This window comes from Streptomyces sp. YIM S03343, from assembly GCF_054729195.1.
The window spans coordinates 5,334,148-5,360,030 of sequence record NZ_JBPUKX010000001.1; the positions used below are offsets into that span (position 1 = coordinate 5,334,148).

A 25,883-nucleotide genomic window follows, 5' to 3' on the forward strand; every position below is an offset into this window, starting at 1 on the left:
CTCTCTGAGAGAGCCCGGCCTGCGACCGCTCAGTGCGGCTGCGGGTCGGCGAGGACGTTCTCGGGCAGTACGGGCATCCGCAGAACACGTCGGTACAGCCGCTCGGCGCGAATACCGAGGGTGTCCGGCCGTGTCGAGGCGACCCACGCACCACGACCGGCCACCCAGGCACCCACATCTTCGAGTGTGGTCGCCGCACGCAGCGGTAGCCGGGCGAGGGCGAAGACGTTGTCTCCGACGCGGCTCAGCCTGCTGCGCACCGCGCAGGCCGAGCCGTACCCGCACTCCGCGACCACCCGGCGAAGATGCGCGGTGAAGTGACCGTACGGGTAGGCGAAGGAGCGGATCTCATGCCCCAGGGCGTCCTCGAGAAGCGCTTTGCTGCGGACCACCTCGTCCGCGGCCACCCGGGGGTCGGCCAGATCGAGGTCCCTGTGGGTGTGCGAATGCGCGCCGATCTCCACTCCCTGTTCCTCCAGCTCGGGCAGTTGGTTCCAGCTGACCATCGGATGCCGGGGCAACACCGTCTCGCGCCGGTGCCGGCCCTCCAGGGAGCCGGTTGCCGCGTAGAAGGTGCAGCGCAGGTGACGGTCGGCAAGGGCCGGAGCCGCGATGTCCGCGAAGTCCGCGAATCCGTCGTCGAAGGTGATGGCGAGCGGGTTCCGCGGCAGGGGGCGGCGGCCGGCGAATGCCTCGGCGAGGTGGGAGACGGGCACGACGGTCCGATCGCTGGCGAGGATCAGGTCGAGGTGCCGTTCGAAGTCGCCGGGAGTCACCGTCCACTTGGCGATCCAGGGCGCGGGATCGTCCGAGATGCAGTGGTAGTTGAGGATGGGGATGCGGCTCATGCCGGGCATGCCGGGCTCCTTCCGGATCAGGGTCTCGAGTCAGGTCTTCACACGGTCCAGGTAGGTGTTCGCACGGTCGAGTCAGGTCTTCACACGGTGCGGATGCGGCGGACGCAACGATCCGCGTGGATGCCGGGGGGTAGGGGCGACCGCGGGGCTTCCGGCCCGGTGGCGTGCCACGACTTCGTGCAGGACGGCAACCAGTTCGGCAGCCTCCCTGCGGGCGTCGAACCTCTCCAGCAGACGGTTCCGCCCGGCCGCTCCCATGCTCGCCCGCAGGGCAGGGGCATCGAGCAGGGTGCGCAGGGCCGCGAGCAGAGAGCGGTCGTCACCGGGTTCCACAAGAAGGCCGGTCCGTCCGTCCGTCACCAGTTCGGGGACCCCGTAGACCGGGCAGGCCACCACGGGCAGCCCGGCCCCCATGGCCTCCAGGACGGTGAGCGGGGTCATGTCGATGCGGCTCGGCAGGGCGAAGACCGCCGACGACCTCAGGATCTGCCAGAGCCGCGGGTCGCCCGGGGTGATGTCGTCGACGACCGTGAGGTTCCGGCCCCGGGGAACGCGTTCTCTGGTGATCATGACGAGTTCACACCGGTCGGCGAGATGGCGCTGGTGCACTCTGATGAGCTGGTTGCCCCCTTTGCGTTCCAGGGAATTCCCGACGAAGACGATCCGTGGAAGGTCCCGGCGCAGAGTGCCGGGTGCGGCGGGTGGGTCGGTCTCCGGGGGAATGATGCCGACTCTGACGACCTTCAGCCGGTCGTCCGGGACGCCGTAGTCGTCCCGTACCGACGCCGCGGTCCATTCGGTCTGGGCGATGAGGGCGTGCGCTGCCTGGAAGACCGCCGATTCGAGGCGCATGGCGGGGCGCATGGTGTGCGGGGTCCACCGAGTGGGTTCGCGGTACGAGAGACAGTGGGCGGTGCGTGCGTTCGTCGAATCCAGCCCCACCACCGAAGGCATCCGGCGGAGTGTCCCCGTGCTGAGCAGCACGGTGTTCTGTGTGTAGGCGTGAACCGCGTCGAACTCCGCCTCGAGTCCGCGCAGCCGGCCGCGCACCCAGGCGCTCATCGCGAGCTGCGCCCTGAGCAGTTGAAGATCCAGGTCGTAGCGGCGCAGGAAGGGCAGGGGGGCACCCGCCACGAGCCGGAGCAGTGAGGGCGGCGGTACTTCGAGGAAGTGCGCATCGATCTCCGGATGCGCTTCCCGGAGCGCCTGGCGCAGATGGACGTGCATGGTCGTGTGTCCGCCGATGTGCTCGTCGATGAACAGGACTCTCATCGCTCTTTCTCCTTTCCTCGGCCGTGTGCGGGTGGGTCAGTGGGCTCGCCGGTGTCGGCGTCCATGTCTCTGAAAGCCCGCAGGGCCCGCAGGATCGCCGCGTAGACGACCGCGGTCGCCACCGCTCCGAGCGGCCAGGGTGCGAATCGGGCGACGGACCATCCGACGGCCGCCCCGCACACGGTGGCGCACAGCACGCTGCGCCACGGCGGCATGGGCAGGGGACGCATCACCGGCAGGCGGCGCAGCAACAGCAGCATCAGGACGCAGACCAGGGTGTCGGTGACCAGCATGGTGACGGCCGCGCCCAGATACGACCAGCGGGGTATGAGCAGGAAGTTCAACGCGATGTTGACGATCAGGCCGAACAGGGTGACGAGGGGGTAGGCGCGGTGCATTCTGGCCGCCACCAGACAGTTGAACGCCAGGAAGGTGAAGAAGGCGATGCACTCGGAGGCCACGATGATGCGCGCGGCACCGGCCGCCACCGCGTATTCCGCCCCGTACAGGGTGTGGATCACCGGCTTCGCGAAGACCGTGAACTCACACACCAGCAGGCCGCCGATCACTGCCAGCAGGAGCGCGGCACGTCGGGTGGCCGCCCGGAATTCCTCAGGCCGGTGCGGCCAGGCCCGTACCAGCAGCGGCAGGACGGCCATGCCGACGTAGAACGATATGGAATGCGCCAGATCGACGAATTTGTACGCAACCCCGTATTTGCCCGCGGCGGTGAACGAGTCCAGTTTCGTCAGCATCACCGAGTCGACCCGGTAATAGACCAGCATCAGGCCCGCCCCGATCGACAGCGGCACGGCCTCCCGGATCAGCGACCACCACTCGTGGAGGTCGATCCGGTATGTGAAGGGCACGATGCGGTGCGCTGCCGCCGCCTTCCAGGCGATCTCCAGCAGCTCGTACAGCAGAGTCGGAATGGTGAACAGGAGGAGGGTCCCGCCGCTCGCCGCGATCGCCGCCGTCAGTGTCACACAGCCGATCGCGCCGAACGTGGTACCGACGGCGATGGGGCGAAGCCGCATCCCGGCCTCGAAAACGGCGTTGTAGGCGTGCGAGGGGGTCGCCACCACGACCACCAGCCCGGCCACAGCCGTCGCACGGACGACGTCCGGTGGGTACCCGGCGGCGACGACGAAGCCCACGGCCAGCCCGTAGCCGATCACACCGAGGGCCAGCCGCAGCAGGACGTAGGTGCCGCCGAAGCTCCCGGGGTCGTGCAGGTCGGTGGAGAAGCGGACCACCGCTATCCGCCCGATCTGAAGGTCCGTGATGATGCTCAGCATCCCGAAGACGCTGAAGATGAAGGTGAACTTGCCGAAGTCGTCCGGCGACAGAGAACGGACGATGATCAGTGACGCGATCCAGGTGAGTGCCGACGTCACCAAGCGGCCTGTCGTCATGGCTCCCACGTTGGCGAACAGACCCACCGGGGCCTTCGACGGGGCCTTCGACGGGCGCGCCTCCGTACCGCTGCCGGACAGCGCTCGGACAGCCGGGGCCTTGTGCAACATCCTCACTGCACCGTTCCGCACAGCGGGAAACGAGTTCCGGCGTGCCATCCTCGTGCCCTCTGCGTCATCAGGGTCACCTCTCTGGCCTGGCAGGTGATCGGCAGGAGCGGTTTCAGCCGCTCGGTGTCCCCGCAGGCCGACTCGTCGGTGGCCAGCGTGACGTGCGGGACGAACTCGGGGTACTTGCCCTGGTACGGCTGACAGGCGGGCCAGTGCCGCGTCACGAGCCCGGCGAGGTCACCGAACGGCTCCGCCGGAACCGGCCGCAGGTACAGCACCCCCGGGAACCGTCTCACCTCGGTGAGACAGAACCCGAACGGTTGAACGGAGGCGGTGATGCGGGCCAGTTCCGCCTCCACCAGACCGTCGATGCTGTGCGGCGGCAGGAAGGGATACATCACCGTGATGTGAGCCGGTACTCCGCTGGGAAGCGCATCCGTACCCCGCCACACCCGCAGGGCGGTGGCTGCCTCGGGAACAGGGACCAGCAGTGCGCTCGCGGGCCGGACGACGCGCATCGCGGCGCCCAGCAGCCGCCGGGGTACCGGGTGGACAGGGCACCTCATTGCGATATCCCCCGCCTCTCGAGCAGCTCTTGGAGGAGGGCGATGTCGTGCCGGTCGGACCTGCGCGGCGGATAGCCCTGGTGGGCCGCCAGCTGGAGTCGTAGCGGCAGACAGGGCACCACGTGTCCGGAGACCACGCCGCAGTCGTCGGGCGCCGGATCGGCCGAGGTGACCACCGTTGCGGCGGCAGTCTGCGATGTCTCCCGCATACTGCGCAGCGCCGTGAACGGCCGGCGGGCGAGATCGACCGGGAGCAGGTCGACGACGACCAGCCCGTCGTCCACCGCCCAGCGCACCGACAGCAGACGGTCGTCGGAGAAGACCTGGTCGCGCAGCGGCTGAAAACCGAGTCCGGCCAAGGCCGATCTGGCTCTCTCCTCGACGCCGCCGTCCCAGGCGAGCACGACGTCGACATCTCCGTGGCGCCGCGTCTGCAGGCCCAGCAGGGCGTCCACGCCCCAGCCGCCCGCCAGCCACCCCCGTACCTCGGCCCGGCGCAGCGTGTCGAGCACGGCGAGGACGTCCGCCGCAGGCGCTATGCGGATCCAGTCCCGCTGCAGCACCGGAAAGGCCACAAGAAACCCGAACGGGGAACGTGCGACGGCCCGTGCGGCGGAGCGGGTCGCGCGCAGCGCCCGGCGCGTCAGGTGGGTGGCTCCGGCCGGCGGTGTCGCTGCCGGTTCGGTGTCCACCGACTGCGGCCGGGCCGCAGTGGTGGCGTCGGCGGGAGGGTTCGGTCGTCGACCGGTTCGTATGCACATGCACGGTCCCTCTCAGGCGTCGGGCCGACCGTTTCAGCGTCAGTGAGCCCGCATGTCGGCGGCCGGGTCGTTCGCCTCTGGCGCGGCCCGTTGCCCTTGCACCCGAGACGGGACAGTCACCGTGGAACGACGACCGGTCTACGGCGCGGAACCAGCGGAACCGGTGGACAGCTTCGCGTGGCTATGTACGTTTACACCGTATATTTCTACGTTAAGGAGGCTTTGCCATGTGGTCAAGGGGTCGGCGTCGCCGTCGTGGTCAGGGGCGGGCCGGCGCCGCAGGAAGAAGGGACCGGAAGAGCTGGAGGTAGCGGTCGGTCAGTGTCGGCCAGGCAAAGTGTTCGACCGCGCGCCGTCGGCCTGCCGCGCCCATGCGGTCGGCCAGGTCGCCGTCCTGCAACAGCCGCCGGCAGGCCGCAGCCAGCGCGTCCGCCTCGCCCGGCGGAACCAGCAGCCCCGTGACGCCCGGTGTGATGACGTGCGGTATCCCTCCCACATCGGAACCGACCACCGGTGTGCCGCACGCCATCGCCTCAGCCAGCACCATGCCGAAGGACTCCGCATCCGTCAGTGACGGCAGCACGAGCACGGCAGCGCTCTGCATCGCCGCGACCAGTGCGTCGCCGGTGAGTTCGCCAGGGGATTCCAGGCGGTCGGCGATGCCGAGTCGCTCGGCGACCGCCAGGTGGTCGCCCAGGGCATTCCCGTCACCCACGAGCTTCAGCTTCGCATCGGGAACATCGGCCAGGGCCACGAACGCCCGCAGCAGAACATCGATGCCCTTCCACGACGACGCGCGGTCCACCCGCCCCACGAAGACGATGGTGCGCGGCCGTGCCGAAGGCGGCGGGCCGGGCACGAACCGCTCCACATCCACACCCGGCGTGATCTCGACAGCCCCCGGACGGCCGGAGGCCAGCGAGACCGGTGAACTGGCGACGAGCGCACGGGCCCGCGAGAACACCCGCGGCAGGACATGCTGCTCGTACCAGTGGAGAAGACGGTCACGGTACCGGTGTCCCTTGACCATCGTTCCGGCGTGGTAGGTCATGACGGCCGGGCGCCGCCCGGACAGGACGACCGCCAGTTCCCCCAGCCCGGGCACCGGGGCATGCGCGTTGACGATGTCGACGTCGAGACGGCGCAGCCAGCGGCGAAGCTGCAGCGGCCAGAGCGGACTCACCGGTGCGCTGACCAACCGCCGTGCCCACGTCCCCAGCCGGACGACCGGCACGTCACCGTCCGCGCCGACCGAGGTACGTCGGCCGGTCGGGCTCGCGGTGATGACGACGGCTCGCATGGCGGGATCTGCGGCAACCGAGTGAGCGATGCGCCGCGCGTAGTTCTCCGCCCCGCCGATCTGCGGCCAGTAGTTGGGTACGACCACCGCGACAGTACGCACGCGGCCGTCTCCCCGGCCTGAGGCGCGGTCGGACGCCCGGGCCGCGCGGCCGTATTCGTGCTCCCGGGCCGTTTTCATCCTCCCCCGGCCTTCGCGTGGGAGCCGGGTGCGTCGTGGACAAGCGACCGGAAGAGCTGGAGGTAGCGGTCGGTCAGCGTCGGCCAGGCGAAATGTTCGACCGCGCGCCGTCGGCCTGCCGCGCCCATGCGGTCGGCCAGGTCGCCGTCCTGCAACAGCCGCCGGCAGGCCGCGGCCAGCGCGTCCGGGTCTCCCGGACGGACGAGCATCCCGGTGACACCCGGGGTGATGACGTGCGGGATGCCGCCCACATCGGACCCGACCACCGGCGTGCCGCATGCCATCGCTTCCATCGGTGCCATGGGATGGCACTCGGCCTCCGTCAGCGACGGCAGGACGAGCAGGGCAGCGCTCCGCATCGCCGCGACCAGCGCGTCCCCGGTGAGCCCGCCGGTGAAATCCACACGGTCGGCGATGCCGAGTTGCTCGGCCAGCGCCACGAGACCGGGGACGGCGCTCCCGCTGCCCACGAGTTTCAGCCGTGCTTCGGGCACCTCGGCCAGCGCTGCGAATCCCCGGAGCAGGACATCGACACCCTTCCACGACGACGTACGGTCCATGCGGCCGACGTAGACGATCGTGCGCGGCCGTGTGGAGGCGGGTGCGCCCGGGGTGAACCGTTCGATGTCGACGCCGGGCGTGATCTCGATGGCGCCCGGACGGCCGGAGGCCAGCGAGACCGGCGACACCGCGATGACCGCACGGGCCCGCGAGAACACCCGGGGCAGTATGTGCCGCTCGTACCAGCGGATCAGGCGGTCGACGTTCTTGCGGCCCTTGCTCATCGAGCCGGCGTGGTAGGTCATGACGGCCGGGCGCCGCCCGGACACGGCGACCGCCAGATCGCCCAGGCCGGGGACCGGGGCATGGGCGTTGACCACGTCGACGTCGAGACGGCGCAGCCAGTGGCGCAGCTGCAGCGGCCACAGCGGATTCACCGGCGTATTGGACAAGCGTGCCCACGTCCCGAGCCTGACGACCGGCACGTCACGTCCGTCGAACCCGAATGTCGTGCGCCGCCCGGCCGGGTTCGAGGTGATCACGACGGCCCGCATCGCCGGGTCGTCGGCAACCGCGCGGGCGACACGGGCGGCGTAGTTCTCGGAGCCGCCGATGTGCGGCGGGTAGTACGGTGCGACGACCGCAACCGTCGTACGCACCGGGCCGCGGTCGTGGTCCGGTGCGCGGCCGAGAACCTCGGCAGTACGGCCGGACTGGAGCTCCCGGACGTTCTTCATCGCGTCATTGCCTTTCCACTCAGGACTCAGGGGCGGGACTCAGGGGCGGGCCGAGGAACTCGTCGACGCCCTGCGTCCGCTCCAGGGCTGAGCAGGGCGGCCGTGGAACGGGGCAGGGCCGGCTGCCGGCGTCGTACGAGGCTTCGTCATCGTGCTCGGCGCCGGTTGTGCGGGGAGGAGCGACCGGAAGAGCTGGAGGTAGCGGTCGGTCAGCGTCGGCCAGGCGAAATGTTCGATCGCGCGCCGTCGGCCTGCCGCGCCCATGCGGTCGGCCAGGTCGCCGTCCTGCAGCAGCCGCCGGCAGGCCGCAGCCAGCGCATCGGGGTCGTGGTGCGGGAACAGCAGCCCGGTGACTCCCGGCGTGATCACATGCCGCGCGCCTCCCGCGTCGGACCCGACCACGGGTGTGCCGCAGGACATCGCTTCGACCAGCACGGTGCCGAAGGACTCCGCGTCCGTCTGTGAGGGCAGCACGAGCACGGCAGCGGTACGCAGCGCGTCGAGCAGGGCGTCAGCGGGGACACGGCCGGTGAAGTCCACCCGGTCGGCGATCCCGAGCCGCTCCGCGAACCGGATGTGATCGGGCAGGGCGTCCCCACCGCCCACCAGGCGCAACCGCACGTCGGGCAGGTCGGCCAGGGACACGAACGCCCGGAGCAGGACGTCGATGCCTTTCCAGGGTGACGCGCGGTCCATGCGGCCGACGTAGACGATCGTGCGCGGCCGTGTGGAGGCGGGTGCGCCCGGGGTGAACCGTTCGGTGTCGACGCCGGGCGTGATCTCGATGGCGCCCGGACGGCCGGAGGCCAGCGAGACCGGTGAACTGGCGACGAGCGCACGGGCCCGCGAGAACACCCGGGGCAGCACATGCCGCTCGTACGCGCTGACCAGCAGATCGACGTCCTTGTGTCCCTGGACCATCGTTCCGGCGTGGTAGGTCATGACGGCCGGGCGCCGCCCGGAGACGACGACCGCCAGATCCCCCAGGCCGGGGACCGGGGCATGGGCGTTGACCACGTCGACGTCGAGACGGCGCAGCCAGCGGCGCAGCTGCCACAGCCACAGCGGACTGACCGGAGTGTTGAGATGCCGCGCCCACGTCCCGAGGCGGATGACCGGCACGTCGCGGTCGACCCCGACCGAGGTGCGCCACCCGGTCGGGTTCGCGGTGATGACGACGGCACGCATCGTGGGTTCGCCGGCGACCGCGTGGGCGACGCGCCTGGCGTAGTTCTCGACGCCGCCGATCTTCGGAAAATAGTTGGGAGCGACGACGGCAACGGTGTGCATCCGGTGCCGGTGGTCTGCGGCACGGTCGAAGACCTCGACGGTACGGTCCGACTGGCGCTCCCATGACAGCTCACGGGCCGCCTGCTCACGGCCCTCGGCGCCCAGACGCCGGGCAAGCGCATCGTCACACAGCACCGACCCGAGTGCTTCGGTCAGCCCCGCCACATCTCCCGGCGCGACGAGCAGGCCGTTGTCGCCGTGTGTGATGAGCGAAGAGGCCCCACCGGCCGGAGTCGTGACGACCGGGCGTCCGCATGCCATCGCCTCGACGACCGCGCTCGGAGAACCGTCGTGGTGAGCGGGCAGAGCGAGAACCCGCCCGCGCCGACAGGCCGCCGCCACCTGCTTGTCCTCGTGCCGCCCGGTGAAGGTCACATGGCCGTCCAGACTCAGCCGCCGCACCAACCCCTCGTACTCCGCCATGCCGGCCCCCTGGCCCGCCACCTCCAGTTGCACATCCGGAACCGTCCGGGACAGCAGACTGACCGCGCGCAGCAGATCGGACAGCCCCTCACGAGCGGCGCCCTGCTCAAGTGCCCCGGAGAAGACGATGCGTGGTGCGCCCGGCACAGGACTCTGGACGAAGTACTCCGGATCGACGCCGGGGAAGATCGTGGTCGGGCGTCCCGCGAAGAGGTCGGGCAGGTCGGCGGCGGCGAAGTCCGACGAGCACACCACCTCCTGTGCACGGCGTACAGCCCGGCCCAGCGCCGTACGCTCGTGCCTCGCGCGCAACAGGCCGGAAATCCCTGGGCCGTTGCCGGCCCTCCCCGGGTGACAGGTCATCACGAACGGGAGATCACCGCAGGCCCGCGCGACGGCGACGGCGAAGAGCGGCGTCGGCGCGTGCGCGTTGACCAGATCGACGTGCTCGGCCTCGATGATGCGGCGCAGACCGAGCCGCCAGTGCAGCCCGAGCGGCGTCCGCAACCCCGCCCGGGGCGCCGCGAGGCGGTACACCGCGATACCGCCGGCGCTCTCGTACCGCCCGGCTGCGGTCCCTTCGGCCGCGGTCGTCGCGATCACCACGCGGCAGCCGTGCCGCGACCGCAGCAACCGTGCGAGCTGCTGTACATAGTGCTCCACATCGCCGAGGCCCGGCTCGATGGGCGGTGACGCGAGCAGGACGGTACGTGGTGTCATGAGAGTCTCCTGACGTGCCGTGTGCGGGGATGCCTGCCGGGTCGCGAGCCCGCGCTGCGACATCGTGGACACCGTCGGCGAGGCCGCCGACGCATCAGGCGCGGTCGGTCCCGGGTCATCGGTAGATCGCCGCCCCGTCACTGCTGTAGACCTTGTCCTTGGTCGCGTTCAGGAAGGCGGTGGGATAGCGGTAGGTCACCGAGTCGCCGCGGAAGAAGACCGCTGCCTCGTCCTTGCGGACCGTCGTGAAGCCGAGGAAGACGTACGAGTCCTTCCTGACGAGCGACGGGTCGATGGCGAACACGGCATGGCTGCGGAGCTGCCTCTGCATATGCTCGGTGGCGGCGCGGTCCGCCCCCACTTGCGACTGGATGTTCACCTGCTGTCCCTGGGCGCGGGGCAGCAGCCATACGAACGCACTGCGCTCTTCGGGATGGATGTAGTAGCTGTTGTAGTACTGGCCGGCGTTGTCGAGGTTGAGCGTCGGCGGATAGCCGCCGAGCATTTTCGGCAGGACACCGACGAGGTCGAGCAGGAACACCAACGACAGCGCGCACGCCAGCGGTGCCGCCCGCCGGCGCCCGGCCCACCGGCAGATCCACACCAGGCCGGCCGCGATGAACGGGGCGTAGAAGAACAGACCCTGCTGGAACGTACGCAGCACGCCGTAGTCGACGGAGACCTGCGGCAGGAGGGTGAACATTCCGATCACGGCGACCGACCCGACGGTCAGCGTGACCTGATCACGTGTCGGGTGGAACGCTTTCCGCCGCCCCCACACGGTCGTGGCGACACCGAGGAACAGCAGCAACTGCAGCAGCCCCGCGATGAACGCGCGGAAGCCGCCGTTCGCCGCCTTCACGTCGACGCCATGCTCCTGGAGGGTACGGCCGACCGGAGTGAGCGGCTGGACATCCTCCTTCGCGACCGAGACGGGGTAGGCGTCGACCACACTCAAGGGCGGATACTCACCGGCCGCCCTGCCGCGCTCCGTCGCGCGCACGCTGTCGGCGCGGTACTCACGCAGTCGCTCCGCCGGGCTGACCTTTGCCCCGCCGATGAGGCTGTAGGACACATCGGACGACCGGGTCCACGCGTGCCCGCTTGCAAGATCACTCGCAGTCGTGGTGACCGTCGCCTGCAGTTGCCCACCGGTGTGGGAGACAGGGCCGGCCCAGACGACCGCGGCGGCCGCAGTCGCGACAACGATCCACCAGGTGACGAAGCCCCGCTCGACGGCGTTCCGCGGTGTGCTCTTTCTCAGACGCGAGCACAGCCGCCAGACGAGGTCTGTGACAAGCGCCAGCGCCAAGGTCAGGACGATGACATAGGTGGTCGAGTAGTGGGAGAGCACGATACCCAGGGCCAGCACCGTGAACGCGACACGTCGGCTGCTGACCGGGCGGCCGGAGTCGGTCACCACCACCATGGCGCACCCGAGCAGGACGAACGCGATCTCCTGGCGCGCTATGAACACCATGTCGGTGAAGAACGTCGGGAACATCATGAAGAAGACAGCCGACAGCAGCGCGACCAGTTGCGGTGCGACATTGCGCACCGAGCGGTAGACCAGAACCGGCGTGAGGGCGAAGAGCAACGGCAGAACGACTTTGAACACGTATACGCCGGAGATCCCCGTCAGCCGTACCAGCGACGTAGGCAGCAAGGTGATGCTCATGCAGGCGTTGTACGGGTCACGGTAGGCGGCGATGTCCCAGCGGTTGCTGAACAACGTCCGCTGGAAGACGTCGAACTCCTTCTGGATGTCGTGGCCGGTGATGTACCAGCCTCGCAGCGAGGTGAGGAGAAGCAGTCCCGCCGCCGCGAAGTACAGGCCCAGGGCCAGGACGGAGGCCGGGTAACGCCCACGCCGCCCCAGGAGCAGTGCGAGAAGCAGCACGATGCCGACCATCGCGGCGACGCTGACGGCAGAGCCTGAATGGTTGTTGAGCCGGATCGGCCCCGCGACCGTCAGGGTGAGCGTGACGGCGCCCAGGGCCGACACCGGGACGAGACCTGGTGGCACGTCGTGGGCGGACCACGTACGCCACCGGGCCAGGCGGTCGGACATGCGCTCGGACGGAGGATCCGCCGCGACGGCGATGATGACGACGGCCAGCGCGGAGGCGACTGCGAGCGGTGCGCGCGCGAGCGGCTGCCCGATACCGAGGAACGGCAAGGCGGTGTTCACCACCAGGGCGACGACGATGTCGGTGATGATGCTGAAGCCGACGGCGAGCAGCACCTGGGCGTCGCGGGTCGACACGACGCGGTGGGCGATGCCGTACCACAGCACTGTCGGTGCGCCGAGGAGGAGCCAGAGACCGGCGAGTGTCAGCAGCGCGGTGGGAGCGCCGGGCAGGAGTTCGACGAGAGCGGCGAGCGCGGTGCCGCCCAGGAGCGCGCGGCGTGCCGCCAGCCGTCCTGCGACCCGTCCTGCGAAGACTGTGACGGCGGTCATGGTGAGCCCTTGGGGGTCGGCGAGATGGGGCTTCCGAGGCGGAACTGCAGTGATTCGGGGTGGCCGCGCAGGGCGACATGGACGACGGCCGGGCCGCGGCGGAGCGGAAGATGCGCGACCGTCGACGTCCGGGCGCCGGGCCGACCGGTGAGTGTTGCCGTGGTCGACGCCGCCGTGCGGCCGATGGGCGACTCGAGCCACACGCGGAGCTGGTACGTCCGCGCACCGGCCCCGTGGCCGACGACGGAAACCGGCACGGAGACCTGGGAGTTTCCGACGGCCGGCGCACTCGTGAAGTACAACTCGGTGTAGGAACTGGGCAGTCGTGTGAACGATGAGCGCAGCTCATGGCGAACGGCCGGGATCAGCGAGACGCTCACCGCGCCGACCACCAGGGCCAGCAGCACCACCACCAACGTGCGCACCGCGACCGCAGGGCGACGGCCACGCCGCGGAGGCGTCCGCTCGGGGCTCACTTGCGTCGTTTGATGCTGCAATGGCTTCTTGGGGCTGTCGAGAAAGGGGCTCATGCTGCTGCTCCTTGGGAGCTCACGAGGCCACCGCAACCCCGACGATCAACGCTGGGGACGGTCGACGGACGTCATACGGACTTACGTCATACGGACTTGGAGCCCACCGGCTAGGCGAGGCCGCGCTCGGCCCGGCCGTCGGACATGCGGGGCGGCAGTGCCCGCGAGGCCGGGCGGCCAGGCTCCACCCGCCCCCTTCGCATCAGGCGGACCTTGCCGAGGATGCGGAAGCACTCGACGGCGTCCTGCCAACTGATCTTCTTGCCCTCGGCCTGCGACCGGCTGTAGTAACTCACCGGGACCTCGAAGGGGCGGACTCCGAGACGGAGCAGACGGGCCGTGATTTCCGTGTCGAGCCCGAACCCGGCCGAGCGCAGGTGCAGAGAGCGGAACAGAGACAGCGGAATCAGCTTCAGACACGTGTGCATATCGGCCAGGTGAGCGTCGAAGAGCACATTCGCCACCAGTGTCATCACCTCGTTTCCGAGGGCGTACCGGTACGACTGGTAGACCGTGTTCTGTCCGAACAGACGCGCACCGTAGACGACGTCGCAGCGCCCCTGCAGGACGGGCTCCAGAAGCCGTGGAATGTCGTCCGGCGAATACTCCAGATCGGCATCGAACGGAAGAATGTGAGTCCCGGTGGCCAGCCTCCCGGCCGTGAGCAGGGCAGCGCCTTTGCCGAGGTTGTGAGTGTGCCGGTGCGTTATCACCGGAGGTTTCGCGCGCTTGGACAGAAGCATCGGCGTGCGATCGCCGCTGCCGTCGTCGACGACGATCAGTTCGATCTCGCAGGGGTACTCATGGGCGAGCACCGCGTCGATCGCCGTCGTGATCGTCCCTTCCTCGTTGTAGGCCGCCATCAGGATGGAGAGCTTCACCGGGCCGTCGCCCGACCACTCCCGCCCCCATTTCGGCAGGAAATTGTTGTGAACACCATTGACGTGCGCGGATCTTGGAGACTGCGGCCCCTCTCGGATCTCGGCAGGCAATGCGCTGTCTCGTGAGCTCATTGTTCTCCCTCCTCGATCGAACCCGTGCCGGCCCCGTTCGCTTCGTCGCGGCGCTTGCGGTACTCCGTTGACAGTCGGGCCGCCTGAGCCGCTCCACGAGCTGGGGACAGGTTCGAAGCCTCTCCAAGTGCCTGCACCATATACATCCGGTGTACGTATACGTCGTATATTTCTAACTTTGCACCGTTGAGTCCGCATGGTCAAGGGCAGACCGGGAGGTGACCGCAGGCCCGGTGATCGGCCGGAGGGGTCAGGTCCGGGTCACCGTCACCCGGTAGTCGCCCGCCAGGTCCGCCGATGCCACGGTGACGCGGATGCCGTGCCGGGGGTCGCTGAAGGTCTCGCCCGGGGTGAAGGGCGCGTCGGAGAGTTCGGCCTGGATGTTGGGGCTCCGGGTGCAGCCGCCGCTGTCGCGGTGGGCGTCGTAGACCTCGACCGGGCCCTGGCCCGTGTCCACGTCGGCGCTCACCTTGTAGATCAGGACACCGGGGCCGCACACGGCCTCGTCGTTGCCCTCGCGGGTGCGCAGTTCGAGGGCGTAGCCGGTGCGGCCGTCGATCGGTACGAAGACGAGTTTCGGGCCGCCGGGCCGGGCCAGCGGGGTCAGCCGGTACTCGGCCGTTCCGGGGGTGGTCGCGCAGCGGACCTGGGACGGGTCCAGCCAGCCCAGTTTCCATTTGTGCCAGCCGAGCAGGTCGTTGTCGGCGCCCCAGTCCTCGCTCATGATGTCCCAGTGGCCGACGGCGCCCCCGCCCTCCTGGGTGTAGAGGTCGGGCAGGCCGAAGACATGGCCGTTCTCGTGCGGCAGGACGCGGTAGCCGGTGCGGGCGTAGGAGCCGGAGCCGTCGTCCTGGCGGGAGTAGACGAAGGACGCGTTCGCCACCGGCACCCCGTCCGCCACCGGCGCCTCCGGGTTGCCCGCGAACGTCACCGACAGGACCGTGTCCAGCGCCGACGGCCCGGCGTTCGGCGTCATCAGCACATTCAGGAAGTCGTACGAGCGGAAGTCCACCACCGGATCGGCCGCCGCGACGATGTCCTGGATGAGGCGCCGGTAGCCGGGGTCGAAGGGGGCGCCGCGCTCTATCCCGTAGGCCGCGAACGGCTTCGGCATGCGCAGCCAGTGCGGTACGGGGGGTTCCGGGCGGTAGTCGAGAAGGCCGTAGGAGCTGGCGCGGAACCATTTCCTGGTCTGCGGGAAGAACTCGCCGAAGCGGTCGAACGCGCTGCCCTCGCCGGGGGCGTCGGGGAAGTCGACCATCAGGGTCAGGGCGTGGACGACGCCCGTCGAGCGGGCGTAGCCGGTCGGGGTGGGCACGCCCTCCGACATCTGTACGTCCGGTCCGCCGCTGATCATGCAGGGGGCCAGGGACGTCGTGCGGGCCAGGGCGATCGGGCCGGCGCCGATCGCGCGGGAGGCGGGGGGGAGGTGCCCGGTGGCGCCCGAGGTGCTCACCGCGAAGGTCAGCGCGGTCACCGAGGCCAGGGCGATCGTCCGGCGGGGTCGGCGGGTCCGGCGGGAGGTGCGGGAGCGGCGGGAGCTGCGGGCGAGGCGGGCGAGGCGGGCGGGGCGTATCCGGCGGTCGGTGGGCTGCGGCGTCGGCTGCGGCTGCGGCGGCATTCGGTGCCCTTCGCTCCGGGCAGCCACCCGGTGACCGGCTGCACCCTTTCGATCACCCTGTGTCGGCGGGGCGCGGGGCGCTCGCTGGAGGCGACCGATCGGGGCGCCGGGGGAGTTCGGTGGGGAGTTCGCCGGGGTCGTCCTGGGTTCCGCGGCGGCTTCCCCGTTGGCGCCCCTGCGCCGGGAGTGTGACGTAGGTCACATGGAAAGAGTTCGGCGACGGGAAATAACCGGGGACCGCTTCCCCGTTTAGACCTGTGTCCGAGCGAAACGGGGACTCAGTCCCCGGTATCGAGGAACCGACCGAAGGAGCACACCGTGCAGACCGCGCCCCCCGTACCGCGCAAGGTGGGCAGGCCGCGCGCCGACGCCCTGCGCAACCGGGAGCGGATCGTGACCACGGCCAGGGAGATGTTCGTGGAGTTCGGACCCGAGGTCCCCTTCGACGACATCGCCCGCCGGGCCGGGGTCGGCAACGCCACGGTGTACCGCAACTTCCCGGACCGCGACGCCCTCGTCCGTGAGGTCGTCTGCTCCGTCATGGACCGTACGGCCGAGGCGGCCGAACAGGCCCTCGCGGAGACGGGCGACGCCTTCGCGGCGCTGGAGCGGTTCGTGCACGCCGCCGCGGACGAGCGGATCAGCGCGCTGTGCCCGATGGTCTCCACGACGTTCGACAAGCACCACCCCGACCTGGAGGCGTCCCGTCAGCGGGTCGAGCAGCTCGTCGAGGAGGTCATGGACCGCGCCAAGGCGGCCGGACAGCTTCGTACGGACGTGGATCACGGCGATCTGATGGTCATCGTGGCCCAGCTCGGCCGGCCCCCGGCCGGCGCCAACTGCATCAGCATGGACCGCTTCGTCCACCGGCATCTGCAGCTGTTCCTGGACGGACTGCGGGCCCCGGCCCGCTCGATCCTGCCCGGAACGGCCGTGACCGTGGAGGACCTGCGCAGGTGCTCTGATTCCTGACCAGCCCGATTTCCGACAGACCCGATGAGGACCGACCCGATGAGGTCTGCATCCCGCAGCAGTCCTCCTACTCATACATCCGTTGACCTGTAGTCCCGTTCCGATCCCTGTCCCGATTCCTGCCTTCTGACGGCCCGACCTTCCTCACGTACGTCACCTACATCACGAACGTCGCGTACGTCCTTCACCGTTCCCTTCACCGCGAAGTCCCGAAGTGGGTACCCCCATGTCTGAAACAGCCGTAAAGGCTCCCGGCGGCATCTCAGCCACCGGCGACGCCAACCGCTGGAAAGCGCTGGTCTTCATCGCGCTCGCCCAGCTGATGGTCGTCCTCGACGCGACCATCGTGAACATCGCCCTGCCCTCCGCCCAGCAGGACCTGGGCATATCCGACGGCAACCGGCAGTGGGTCGTCACGGCCTACGCCCTCGCCTTCGGCGGACTGCTCCTCTTCGGCGGCCGTATCGCCGACCTGTGGGGCCGTAAGCGCGCGTTCGTCGTCGGTCTGACCGGCTTCGCCGCGGCCTCCGCGCTCGGCGGCGCCGCGACCACCGGCGCCATGATGTTCGGCGCCCGCGCACTCCAGGGTGCCTTCGGCGCCCTGCTCGCGCCCGCCGCGCTCTCCCTGCTCGCGGTGATGTTCACCGACGCCAAGGAACGCGCCAAGGCGTTCGGCATCTACGGCGCGATCGCCGGTGGCGGCGGCGCCGTCGGATTCATCCTCGGCGGTGTGCTGACCGAGTACCTGGACTGGCGCTGGACGTTCTTCGTGAACATCCCGTTCGCCATTGTCGCCGCGCTCGGCGCGTTCTTCGTCATCCGTGAGCCGGAGGGCGGCCGCAACCGCAACCCGCTCGACATCCCCGGCGTCCTGCTGTCCACCCTCGGCCTGGTCTCGCTCGTCTACGGCTTCACCCGCGCCGAGTCCGACGGCTGGGGCGACTCCATGACCGTGAGCCTGTTCATCGCGTCGGCGGTCCTGCTGCTGGCCTTCGTCGTCACCGAGGCCCGCGTCAAGGCCCCGCTGCTGCCCCTGCGCGTGGTCACCGACCGCAACCGCGGCGGCATCTACCTCTCCCTCGGCATCGCCATCATCGCGATGTTCGGCACCTTCCTCTTCCTGACCTACTACCTCCAGGTCGTGAAGAACTACTCCCCGATCAGCACCGGCTTCGCCTTCCTGCCGATGGTCGCCGGCATGATGATCGGCTCCACCCAGATCGGGGCCCGGCTGATGACCCGCGTTCCGGCGCGGGCACTGATGGGGCCCGGCTTCCTGGTCGCCGCGCTCGGCATGTTCATGCTGACCCGGCTGGACCTCGGCTCGTCGTACGCCTCCACGATCCTGCCCGGGATGATCCTGCTCGGCCTCGGCATGGGTACGGCCTTCATGCCGGCGATGTCCCTGGCCACCCTGGGCGTCGAGCCCCGGGACGCCGGTGTCGCCTCCGCGATGGTCAACACCTCGCAGCAGGTGGGCGGCGCGATCGGTACGGCCCTGCTGAACACCATCGCCGCCTCGGCGACCACGGCGTACATCACGGACCACATCGCCGGTGCCGCCTCCAAGTCGCAGGCGCAGCTCGTCCAGCTCCAGGGCATGGTGCACGGCTACACCACGGCTATCTGGCTCGCGGTCGGCATGCTGGTGCTGGCCTCCGCGATCGTCGTGACCCTGGTCAACGCCGGTCGGCCGGGCAGCGGCGTGGCCGCCGGCAGCAAGCTGGCCGAGTCCGGCGAGGAGGCCGAGGACGCGGTGACGGTGCCGGTGGTCGCCCACTGACGGCGGCGACCGCCCACCGGGGCCGTCAGACCGCCCACCGCGGCGTAGTTCACGGCCCGCTGACGGCGGCGATCTCCCGCTGACCGTGGGCCACCCCTTCGGGTCACTCGTACGTACGGGGAAGGGGACGCCTCGTACGTACCTCCCCGCGGACCTGTCCTGGCCCGAGATGAGTGCGGCGTGACGCGCGCTCAGCGCAGCCAGGGCAGGTCCGCACCTGCTTCGTTCGGCTGGAGTCCCTCGGCGATGATCTGCATGATCTCGCCGAGGGACTTCTGCTGTTCCGGGGTGAGCCGGTCGAACAGCGCCTGCCGTACGGCGTCCACATGGCCCGGCGCGGTCCGGTGCAGTACCTCGTGGCCCTGCTCGGTCAGCACCGCGAACTGGCCGCGCTTGTCGGAGGGGCAGTTCTCGCGCCGTACCCAGCCGTTGTTCTCCAGGCGGGCCACGGCGTGCGAGAGACGGGAGCGGGTGATCTTGGCGCTCATCGCCAGCTCGGTCATCCGCAGCCGGCCGCCCGGGGCCTCGGCAAGCTGGACGAGGAGGCCGTAGTAGATGTGCGGCATGCCCGCGTCACGCTGGAGCTGGCGGTCGAGGTGGTCCTCGAGAAGGGTGCTGGCATGCCGGTAGGAGCGCCAGACGCACTGCTCGTCGGGGGTGAGCCAGCGGTGCCTGGGGGCGGTGCCGGGATCGGGGGCGGTGCCGGGATCGGCGGCGGTGGGGGCGCCGGGGGCGGGGCCGCCGGGGGCGGCGGCGGCCTCCGGGGCGGGGGTGGTGGGGGAGTCCGTGCCGGTGGGGGCCGGGGCGGAGTCGGGGTCGAGTGCCGTGTCCATGTGTCCCACTGTACGAGGCATCTTCTTGAAACTTGAACAAGTGGCGCGTAGGGTGTCCCTGAAAGAACTTGAGAGTTAAAGCAAGTGTGGACAGCAAGTATCGCCAAGAAGTCGACAAGAAGTGCCGAGTCGGGTATCGAGTCGAGTATCGATCGCAGGCCGTGGCCGACCGGTCCGTCGATCGTGGAGGGAGCCGCCGTCATGTCCGCCGCCACCGAGGAGCGCATGCCCGCTCTCTACCTCAGCCACGGCGCCCCGCCCCTCGCCGACGACCCCGTCTGGCCCGGCGAACTCGCCGCCTGGTCCGCCGCGCTGCCCCGCCCCAGGGCGATCCTGATGGTCTCCGCCCACTGGGAGGAGGCCCCGCTCGCCATCGGCGCCGTCGAGACGATCCCGCTCGTCTACGACTTCTGGGGCTTCCCCGAGCACTACTACCAGGTGCGGTACGAGGCCCCCGGCGCCCCCGAACTCGCCGAGTCCGTACGGAAACTGCTGCGCGCCCCCGGTATGCCCGTCCAGGACGTCCCGGACCGCGGACTCGACCACGGCGCCTACGTCCCACTCGCCGAGATGTACCCCGGCGCCGACATCCCGGTGCTCCAGATCTCCCTGCCGACCCTCGACCCGGTGAAGCTGATGGAGATCGGCCGCAGACTGGCGCCCCTGCGCGACGAGGGCGTCCTGATCGTCGGCTCCGGCTTCTTCACCCACAACCTGGCCGCCCTGCGGCACGTGGGCGGCGGGGTGCCGAGCTGGTCCGCCGAGTTCGACGACTGGGGGCGGCGCGCCCTGGAGGCCCGCGACTGGGACGCGCTGTCCGACTTCCTCCACAAGGCACCGGCCGGCCGCTACGCCCATCCGCGCACCGAGCACTTCGCCCCGCTCTTCGTCACCCTGGGCGCGGCCGACGCCGGCGGTGGCGCGGACGCGCAGAAGTCCGTGATCGACGGATTCTGGCTGGGGCTGGCGAAGCGGTCGGTGCAGTTCGGCTGAGCCTCCTTCTTGTGGGGCTCCTTCTTGTGGGGCTCCTGCGTGTGGAGTTCCTACGCGTGGGGCTGCTTCTTGTGGAGTTCCCTCTTGCGGAGTTCCTTCTCGTACCAGGCCACATCCCAGTAGCGGCCGAACTTGCGGCCCACCTCCCGGAAGGTGCCGACGTACCGGAACCCGAAGCGTTCGTGCAGCCGCGCGGACGCTTCGTTGGGGTGTGTGATGCCCGCGTAGGCGCGGTGCAGGTCCTCACCGGCGAGGGCGTCGAAGAGCGCCTTGTAGAGGAGTGTGCCGATACCGCGGCGGGTGGCGTGCGGCGTGACGTAGACCGTCGTCTCGACGGAAGTGGAGTAGGCGGCCTTCGGCCTGTGAGGGCTGGATGTGGCGTAGCCCAGAATCTCCTGTGAGCCGCTGTCCACGGCAACCATCAGCCGGTGGGGGCCGTCTTCAGGGTGGGAGAGCAACCAGGGGCAGCGCTCCTCCGGAGTGAAGACGACGGTGTCGAATGTGATCGATGTCTCACGGATGTAGTGGTTGTAGATCTCGGTGAGAGCCTCGAGGTCTTCTTCGCCCCCCGGCCTGACCTGCACCTCTGTATCGTCCGACGACATTCTCTGCTCCCTCCCGAGTGCGGACAGGAGGGTACTGCAAGATCCGAAAAATCGTGGGTCGGGTTGGGAATTCTGTCCGGATTCCAGTCGTTGTTTCCATCGGATGCGGGGCACGCGAGGAGAGTCCCGGAAGGACCAGCGGTCTGCGAGGAGAGGCGCCCTGGACCACCACCGGGGGCGTGCTGAGCATCCACAGGACCACCCGCCAGCCCACCACGCAAGGGAGCACGCATGGCAACCCGTGCCGTCGCCCGTCGTACGTCCGCCACCGGCGAGAACGTCGACGCGGCACACAGTGTTCGCGCCCATGGCGGCGAGATCGCCGATCGCGACCTGGTCGGCATGTACCTCGACGAGATCGCGCGTACACCGCTGCTCGACGCCGCAAAGGAAGTCGAGCTGTCCCAGGTCATAGAGGCGGGTGTGTTCGCGCGGCAGGTCCTCGACGGTGAGGAGGAGTCCGCCACGGACGCCACTCGCGAGGAGCTTGAGGCCCTGTACGCCGAAGGGGAGCGTGCCAAGGATGTCTTCATCCGTTCCAACCTCCGTCTGGTCGTCGCGGTCGCCCGCCGCTATCCGCGCAGCGGTCTGCCCCTGCTCGACCTGATCCAGGAGGGCAACGCGGGTCTGGTGCGCGCGGTCGAGAAGTTCGACTACCGCAAGGGCTTCAAGTTCTCGACGTACGCGACCTGGTGGATCCGCCAGGCGATCACCCGCTCCATAGCGGACCAGTCACGCACCATCCGCCTGCCCGTCCACTTGGTGGAGGAGCTGGGCCGGATCCGGCGTGTGCAGCGGGAGTTCAACCGGGAGAACGGGCGCGACCCGGAGCCCGAGGAGATCGCCACCGAGCTCGGCTCGACGCCGGAGCGTGTGACGGACGTGCTCGACTGGGCCCGTGACCCGGTCTCGCTGAACATGTCGGTGGACGACGAGGGCGAGACCCAGTTCGGCGACCTCCTGGAGGACACCTCCGCGGTCTCCCCGGAGCAGTCGGTGCTGACCCTGCTGCGCAGCGAGGGGCTCGACGACCTCATCGGGCGTCTGGACCAGCGCACGGCCTCCATCATCAAGATGCGCTACGGCATCGAGGACGGCCGGGAGCGCACGCTGACCGAGGTGGGCAAGGAGCACGGCCTGACCCGTGAGCGCATCCGCCAGATCGAGAAGCACGCGCTGCTGGAGCTGAAGAAGCTCGCCCGGCAGACGGGGTTCGACGCGGCGGCGTGACGTACTGGAGGGCGGGGAGGGCGCGGGAGAGAACGAGGGGGAATCGGGTTCCGTGGTGCCGGGAGGCGTACGGCAGGCGCGGGGCGCGTGCGCCCGGTGGCGGAAGACCGCGCAAAGATGGCGTGGCGACGCCGCTTCAACTCGCCGGGCCACGGGAACAAAGCTTCAGGGCCCAGGAGTTGAGGGTTCTGGACGGTACCTTTCCAAGCCTCGGAACCTTCGGGGCCTCAAGAAGCCATGAGCTGCCATGTGTTGCCGTGCGCTGCCTTACGAAGTGGTGTGCTCAACTCTATAGACCACCTCATAGACCACCTCATAGACCACCCCATGGACCACGTCCCGTCGCAACCCCCCCGGCGCCGGGACTTCCCGAGAGCCGGGCTTCGGCGCCTACCCCCCAGGTGCCGGGGCCCGGCTCGTCCCTTGAGTGACACGACGTGACGGAGCCGGGCAGGGGAGCGGACGGCGCCGGGCGCGCGGCCGGTGCCGAGCGCAACGGCTGGTGTCGGGCACGCGGCCGGTGCGGAGACGGTCGCGGCTACGGCGGCAGTCCCTGAGGCCCACAGCGCCGAAGGCGGGCCACCCCGGACCTGAACCCCGGGGTGGCCCGCCGGATGGCAGATTTTGCCATATCCGTCCCGCCCGTCGAACGGCGGATACGAGCCGCGCGCAGCCTGTCGTCGGGCGGGTTCTCACCCGTCTCCCGCCGCCCGGAGTAGGCGCGTCCCCAACTTCCTTACGAGATGCACGAGTTCAGCGGGTTCCCGCACCGTGAAGTCGAGGTCCAGCATCAGCAGCCGTGCCGCGAGCCACTCGGCGGGCCCGTCGGAGGTCGCGCGCAGACGGCAGTTGGCGTCGTCGATCGGCTCGGGTACGCCCACCCAGGCCGGCAGGCGCCGCGCGACCGTCTCGGCGGACGCGGCGAAGGTGACCTCGAACTCGTAGGTCTCCTGCCGCCGTTGGATGGACTGCCGCAGATATTCCGCCGCGCTCCCGGTCGGCAGCTCCCGCGGAGCGAACCGCGCGCCGGTCGCGAACGGCTCGCTCACCCGGTCCACCCGGAAGGTGCGCCAGTCGGCGCGACCGAGGTCGTAGGCGACGAGGTACCAGCGCCGCCCCGTCGACACCAGGCGGTACGGCTCCGTCTGCCGCCGGGACTCCGCGCCGTCCTTGGCGCGGTAGGCGAACCGCAGCCGTTCCCGGCCGGCGATGGCCGACGCCATGACGGTGAGGGTCTCCGGCGCGATGCTGGCCCCGTCACCGCTGGCCAGCGGGGTGGTCGCGGACTGAAGGGTATTGACGCGATGCCGCAGCCGGGACGGCAGCACCTGCTCCAGCTTGGCCAGCGCCCGTACGGACGCCTCGTCCACGCCCTCGACCGCGTGCCCGGCACCGGCGCGCAGCCCGACGGCGATGGCCACCGCCTCTTCGTCGTCCAGCACGAGCGGTGGCATGGCCTTGCCCGCGGCCAGCCGGTACCCGCCCTCGGAGCCCTTCGTCGCCTGCACCGGGTAGCCCAGCTCCCGCAGCCGGTCGATGTCCCGCCGTACCGTGCGCCGCGACACCCCGAGCCGCTCGGCCAGCTCGCCGCCGGGCCATTCGCGGGGCGTCTGGAGGAGGGAGAGGAGCTGAAGCAGCCGGGCCGGGGTGTCCGTCGTCATGTCGTACAGGATGCTCCACGTCTAGGACACAACCTGACCTAATGCGCTTCTAGCGTGACGGCATGACCTCCACCACGGACACCATTTCGGACAGCGGAACGCATACCGCTACGGGCACAGCCCGGGACACCACCGCCCCCGGGACGGGCGACCGCCGTCGCTGGTTCGCGCTCGCGATCGTGATGACCGCGGCCTTCATGGACCTGGTCGACGTCACGATCGTCAACATCGCCATCCCTTCCATCCAGCGGGACGCGGGCGCATCGTTCAGCCAGATCCAGTGGATCACCGCCGGTTACGCCCTCGCGTTCGCCGCCGGCCTGATCACCGGTGGGCGGCTCGGCGACATCCACGGCCGCAAACGGCTGTTCCTCGTCGGTATCGGCGGCTTCACACTGGCATCCGCGCTGTGCGGCTTCGCCGTGAACCCGGAGATGCTGGTCGCCTCGCGCATCCTCCAGGGCGGCATGGCGGCGATGATGGTGCCTCAGGTGCTGTCCATCGTGCACGCGACCTTCCCCGTGCATGAACGGGGCAAGGTGTTCGGCCTGTTCGGCGCGATCATCGGCCTGGGAGCGGTCTCCGGTCCGCTGCTCGGCGCGCTGCTGACGGAGTGGAACCTCTTCGGCCTGGAGTGGCGGCCCATCTTCCTGATCAACCTGCCGGTCGGCGTCGTCGCGTTCCTCCTCGGCCGCCGCTTCATCACCGAGTCCAGGGCCCCGCACGCCCTCAAGCTGGACCTGGTCGGCGTCGTACTCGTGATTCTGGGGCTGCTGATGCTGCTGTATCCGCTGACCCGCGGCCGTGAGCTGGGCTGGCCGGTGTGGGGGTACGTGTCGATGGGCGGCTCGCTCGTCGTGTTCGCGGCGCTGGTGGCGTACGAGGGGCGCAAGGCGGCGCGGGACGGATCGCCGCTGGTCGAGCTGTCGCTGTTCCGGGTGAAGAGCTTCGCCGCGGGCATCGCCGTGCAGACCGTCTTCGGGGTCGCGCTGGGCGTCTTCTTCCTGGTGTGGACGCTCTACATGCAGATCGGGCTCGGCTGGAGCCCGCTGCACGCGGGTCTGACCGGGGTGCCGTTCTCGATCGCCGTGTCGATGGCCGCCGGGCTGTCGGTCCAGAAGCTCGTGCCGCGGTTCGGACGCAAGGTGCTCCAGGCGGGCGCGCTGCTGATGGCGGTGGGCGTGCTCCTCTACATCGGCGAGGCGCACCGCTACGGCCTCGGTATCGCCTCCTGGCAGATGGCGCTCCCGCTGGTCGTCATGGGTGCCGGGATGGGGTTCATCGTCGCGCCGCTGACGGACGCGGTGCTGTCGGAGGTGCCGCGCGAGCACGCCGGGTCGGCGTCCGGGCTGATCAACACCGTGCAGCAGATGGGCAACGCGCTGGGGCTGGGGCTGGTGTCGGTGGTGTTCTTCGGCGTCATCGACGACCGGCTGCGCCCCGGCCAGGTCGGCCCCGCCTTCGCGCATGCCTTCCAGCACGCGCTGTGGTGGGTGGCGGCGGTGCTGGGAGTTATCTTCGTGCTGATGTCGGCCCTGCCGAAGCGGCCCGCGCACCATGTGGAGGGGGCCGGGGACGCGGTGGACCACGCGCGGGGCGTGCGGGCCGTGGGGGACGAGGCCTGGAGTGAGCCCGACCCCGAATCCGAGCCCGCGCCCGAGTTGGTGCGCTGAGCCGTCCTCTCCATTACAGGGGTCCGGCACCGTTTCCGGTGCTGGGCCCCTGCGGTTATGTCCGGCAGGCCGGGCCGGAGTCGGTAATGGCGGTAATGTCCGATTGCGCCTTCTTCTGTCTGTTCGCAGATTGCGCTATCGAGTGACATGCGTCTCAGTCCGGCCCCTCGTCGGGGGCTGAAATGCGTCAACGCGCTTCAGTGGAGTCTTGGTTGATGGATGGGTGGGCTCGCAGTTCCGTCTGGGTGGCGTAAGTCCGATCGTGTCCGGATGGGGTCTGAACCTGTTTACTTTTCGGGCATTCGGACGGTACTCTTGCGCGGAAACCACAGGTTCGGGCATGAGGCGGAGGTAAACGGGCATGTACCCGCCGGA

20 protein-coding genes are annotated in these 25,883 nt (G+C 69.7%); 5 read left to right on the forward strand and 15 right to left on the reverse strand.

Annotated elements, in window-relative coordinates; genetic code table 11:
• Positions 1-29: 29 nt before the first annotated feature.
• From ACSYGN_RS23375 to ACSYGN_RS23430, 12 genes are all read right to left on the reverse strand, one after another.
• Positions 30-857 carry a polysaccharide deacetylase family protein gene (locus ACSYGN_RS23375; protein WP_460398681.1) on the reverse strand — a complete coding sequence of 276 codons (828 nt, stop codon included), beginning with the start codon at positions 855-857 and terminating at the stop codon, positions 30-32.
• A gap of 72 nt (positions 858-929) precedes the next feature.
• Positions 930-2,129 carry a glycosyltransferase family 4 protein gene (locus ACSYGN_RS23380; RefSeq protein ID WP_460398683.1) on the reverse strand — a complete coding sequence of 400 codons (1,200 nt, stop codon included), beginning with the start codon at positions 2,127-2,129 and terminating at the stop codon, positions 930-932.
• The gene (locus ACSYGN_RS23385; RefSeq protein WP_460398685.1) at positions 2,126-3,655 is read right to left on the reverse strand and encodes a flippase; all 1,530 of its coding nucleotides are present in this window, start codon (positions 3,653-3,655) and stop codon (positions 2,126-2,128) included. The genes ACSYGN_RS23380 and ACSYGN_RS23385 overlap by 4 nt, the downstream gene beginning before the upstream one ends.
• Positions 3,656-3,657: 2 nt before the next feature.
• Positions 3,658-4,221 carry a 2'-5' RNA ligase family protein gene (locus tag ACSYGN_RS23390; RefSeq protein ID WP_460398687.1) on the reverse strand — a complete coding sequence of 188 codons (564 nt, stop codon included), beginning with the start codon at positions 4,219-4,221 and terminating at the stop codon, positions 3,658-3,660.
• The gene (locus ACSYGN_RS23395) at positions 4,218-4,982 is read right to left on the reverse strand and encodes a nucleotidyltransferase domain-containing protein (protein WP_460398689.1); all 765 of its coding nucleotides are present in this window, start codon (positions 4,980-4,982) and stop codon (positions 4,218-4,220) included. Before ACSYGN_RS23395 ends, ACSYGN_RS23390 begins: the two co-directional genes overlap by 4 nt.
• Positions 4,983-5,241: 259 nt before the next feature.
• Positions 5,242-6,384: a glycosyltransferase family 4 protein gene (locus tag ACSYGN_RS23400; RefSeq protein WP_460398691.1), complete on the reverse strand. Its 1,143-nt coding sequence runs from the start codon at positions 6,382-6,384 to the stop codon at positions 5,242-5,244.
• A 74-nt stretch (positions 6,385-6,458) separates the two neighbouring features.
• A complete protein-coding gene (locus ACSYGN_RS23405; protein WP_460398693.1) occupies positions 6,459-7,700 on the reverse strand; it encodes a glycosyltransferase family 4 protein in 1,242 nt (413 codons plus the stop codon).
• 39 nt (positions 7,701-7,739) lie between these two features.
• A complete protein-coding gene (locus ACSYGN_RS23410) occupies positions 7,740-10,133 on the reverse strand; it encodes a glycosyltransferase family 4 protein (protein WP_460398695.1) in 2,394 nt (797 codons plus the stop codon).
• 115 nt (positions 10,134-10,248) lie between these two features.
• Positions 10,249-12,594, reverse strand: a complete 2,346-nt coding sequence (locus ACSYGN_RS23415) for a hypothetical protein (RefSeq protein WP_460398697.1) — start codon at positions 12,592-12,594, stop codon at positions 10,249-10,251.
• On the reverse strand, positions 12,591-13,124 hold the full coding sequence (locus tag ACSYGN_RS23420) for a hypothetical protein (RefSeq protein ID WP_460398699.1): 534 nt from the start codon (positions 13,122-13,124) through the stop codon (positions 12,591-12,593). The genes ACSYGN_RS23415 and ACSYGN_RS23420 overlap by 4 nt, the downstream gene beginning before the upstream one ends.
• A gap of 110 nt (positions 13,125-13,234) precedes the next feature.
• The gene (locus ACSYGN_RS23425) at positions 13,235-14,137 is read right to left on the reverse strand and encodes a glycosyltransferase family 2 protein (RefSeq protein ID WP_460398701.1); all 903 of its coding nucleotides are present in this window, start codon (positions 14,135-14,137) and stop codon (positions 13,235-13,237) included.
• Positions 14,138-14,387: 250 nt separating this feature from the next.
• Positions 14,388-15,758, reverse strand: coding sequence for a M6 family metalloprotease domain-containing protein (locus tag ACSYGN_RS23430; RefSeq protein ID WP_460398703.1), 1,371 nt, complete (start codon positions 15,756-15,758; stop codon positions 14,388-14,390).
• A 318-nt stretch (positions 15,759-16,076) separates the two neighbouring features.
• On the opposite strand from ACSYGN_RS23430, the gene ACSYGN_RS23435 reads away from it, so the two are divergent.
• Positions 16,077-16,730, forward strand: a complete 654-nt coding sequence (locus ACSYGN_RS23435) for a TetR/AcrR family transcriptional regulator (RefSeq protein WP_460398705.1) — start codon at positions 16,077-16,079, stop codon at positions 16,728-16,730.
• Positions 16,731-16,956: 226 nt separating this feature from the next.
• Positions 16,957-18,513, forward strand: a complete 1,557-nt coding sequence (locus ACSYGN_RS23440) for an MFS transporter (RefSeq protein WP_460398707.1) — start codon at positions 16,957-16,959, stop codon at positions 18,511-18,513.
• A gap of 191 nt (positions 18,514-18,704) precedes the next feature.
• Here ACSYGN_RS23440 and ACSYGN_RS23445 read toward each other — a convergent pair whose 3' ends face one another.
• Positions 18,705-19,346 carry a MarR family winged helix-turn-helix transcriptional regulator gene (locus ACSYGN_RS23445; RefSeq protein ID WP_460398709.1) on the reverse strand — a complete coding sequence of 214 codons (642 nt, stop codon included), beginning with the start codon at positions 19,344-19,346 and terminating at the stop codon, positions 18,705-18,707.
• 201 nt (positions 19,347-19,547) lie between these two features.
• Between ACSYGN_RS23445 and ACSYGN_RS23450 the strand changes: the two genes are divergently transcribed.
• Positions 19,548-20,339, forward strand: a complete 792-nt coding sequence (locus ACSYGN_RS23450; RefSeq protein ID WP_460398712.1) for a dioxygenase family protein — start codon at positions 19,548-19,550, stop codon at positions 20,337-20,339.
• Positions 20,340-20,389: 50 nt separating this feature from the next.
• Here ACSYGN_RS23450 and ACSYGN_RS23455 read toward each other — a convergent pair whose 3' ends face one another.
• Positions 20,390-20,944 (reverse strand): GNAT family N-acetyltransferase, encoded by a 555-nt coding sequence (locus ACSYGN_RS23455; RefSeq protein WP_460398714.1) that lies wholly within the window; start codon positions 20,942-20,944, stop codon positions 20,390-20,392.
• Between the two features lie 231 nt (positions 20,945-21,175).
• On the opposite strand from ACSYGN_RS23455, the gene ACSYGN_RS23460 reads away from it, so the two are divergent.
• A complete protein-coding gene (locus ACSYGN_RS23460; RefSeq protein ID WP_460398716.1) occupies positions 21,176-22,174 on the forward strand; it encodes a sigma-70 family RNA polymerase sigma factor in 999 nt (332 codons plus the stop codon).
• Between the two features lie 692 nt (positions 22,175-22,866).
• Here the strand turns inward: ACSYGN_RS23460 and ACSYGN_RS23465 are convergent.
• Complete coding sequence (locus tag ACSYGN_RS23465; RefSeq protein ID WP_460398718.1) at positions 22,867-23,835, reverse strand: helix-turn-helix transcriptional regulator; 969 nt, start codon at positions 23,833-23,835, stop codon at positions 22,867-22,869.
• A 62-nt stretch (positions 23,836-23,897) separates the two neighbouring features.
• On the opposite strand from ACSYGN_RS23465, the gene ACSYGN_RS23470 reads away from it, so the two are divergent.
• A complete protein-coding gene (locus ACSYGN_RS23470) occupies positions 23,898-25,508 on the forward strand; it encodes an MFS transporter (protein ID WP_460398720.1) in 1,611 nt (536 codons plus the stop codon).
• Positions 25,509-25,883: the final 375 nt, after the last annotated feature.

Bases quoted from the DNA above. Each gene is read 5' to 3' on its own strand.
- ACSYGN_RS23375 (WP_460398681.1), bottom strand. From the start codon at position 857: ATGCCCGGCATGAGCCGCATCCCCATCCTCAACTACCACTGCATCTCG.
- ACSYGN_RS23380 (WP_460398683.1), bottom strand. From the start codon at position 2,129: ATGAGAGTCCTGTTCATCGACGAGCACATCGGCGGACACACGACCATG.
- ACSYGN_RS23385 (WP_460398685.1), bottom strand. From the start codon at position 3,655: ATGTTGCACAAGGCCCCGGCTGTCCGAGCGCTGTCCGGCAGCGGTACG.
- ACSYGN_RS23390 (WP_460398687.1), bottom strand. From the start codon at position 4,221: ATGAGGTGCCCTGTCCACCCGGTACCCCGGCGGCTGCTGGGCGCCGCG.
- ACSYGN_RS23395 (WP_460398689.1), bottom strand. From the start codon at position 4,982: ATGTGCATACGAACCGGTCGACGACCGAACCCTCCCGCCGACGCCACC.
- ACSYGN_RS23405 (WP_460398693.1), bottom strand. From the start codon at position 7,700: ATGAAGAACGTCCGGGAGCTCCAGTCCGGCCGTACTGCCGAGGTTCTC.
- ACSYGN_RS23410 (WP_460398695.1), bottom strand. From the start codon at position 10,133: ATGACACCACGTACCGTCCTGCTCGCGTCACCGCCCATCGAGCCGGGC.
- ACSYGN_RS23415 (WP_460398697.1), bottom strand. From the start codon at position 12,594: ATGACCGCCGTCACAGTCTTCGCAGGACGGGTCGCAGGACGGCTGGCG.
- ACSYGN_RS23420 (WP_460398699.1), bottom strand. From the start codon at position 13,124: ATGAGCCCCTTTCTCGACAGCCCCAAGAAGCCATTGCAGCATCAAACG.
- ACSYGN_RS23425 (WP_460398701.1), bottom strand. From the start codon at position 14,137: ATGAGCTCACGAGACAGCGCATTGCCTGCCGAGATCCGAGAGGGGCCG.
- ACSYGN_RS23430 (WP_460398703.1), bottom strand. From the start codon at position 15,758: ATGCCGCCGCAGCCGCAGCCGACGCCGCAGCCCACCGACCGCCGGATA.
- ACSYGN_RS23440 (WP_460398707.1), top strand. From the start codon at position 16,957: ATGTCTGAAACAGCCGTAAAGGCTCCCGGCGGCATCTCAGCCACCGGC.
- ACSYGN_RS23445 (WP_460398709.1), bottom strand. From the start codon at position 19,346: ATGGACACGGCACTCGACCCCGACTCCGCCCCGGCCCCCACCGGCACG.
- ACSYGN_RS23450 (WP_460398712.1), top strand. From the start codon at position 19,548: ATGTCCGCCGCCACCGAGGAGCGCATGCCCGCTCTCTACCTCAGCCAC.
- ACSYGN_RS23455 (WP_460398714.1), bottom strand. From the start codon at position 20,944: ATGTCGTCGGACGATACAGAGGTGCAGGTCAGGCCGGGGGGCGAAGAA.
- ACSYGN_RS23460 (WP_460398716.1), top strand. From the start codon at position 21,176: ATGGCAACCCGTGCCGTCGCCCGTCGTACGTCCGCCACCGGCGAGAAC.
- ACSYGN_RS23465 (WP_460398718.1), bottom strand. From the start codon at position 23,835: ATGACGACGGACACCCCGGCCCGGCTGCTTCAGCTCCTCTCCCTCCTC.
- ACSYGN_RS23470 (WP_460398720.1), top strand. From the start codon at position 23,898: ATGACCTCCACCACGGACACCATTTCGGACAGCGGAACGCATACCGCT.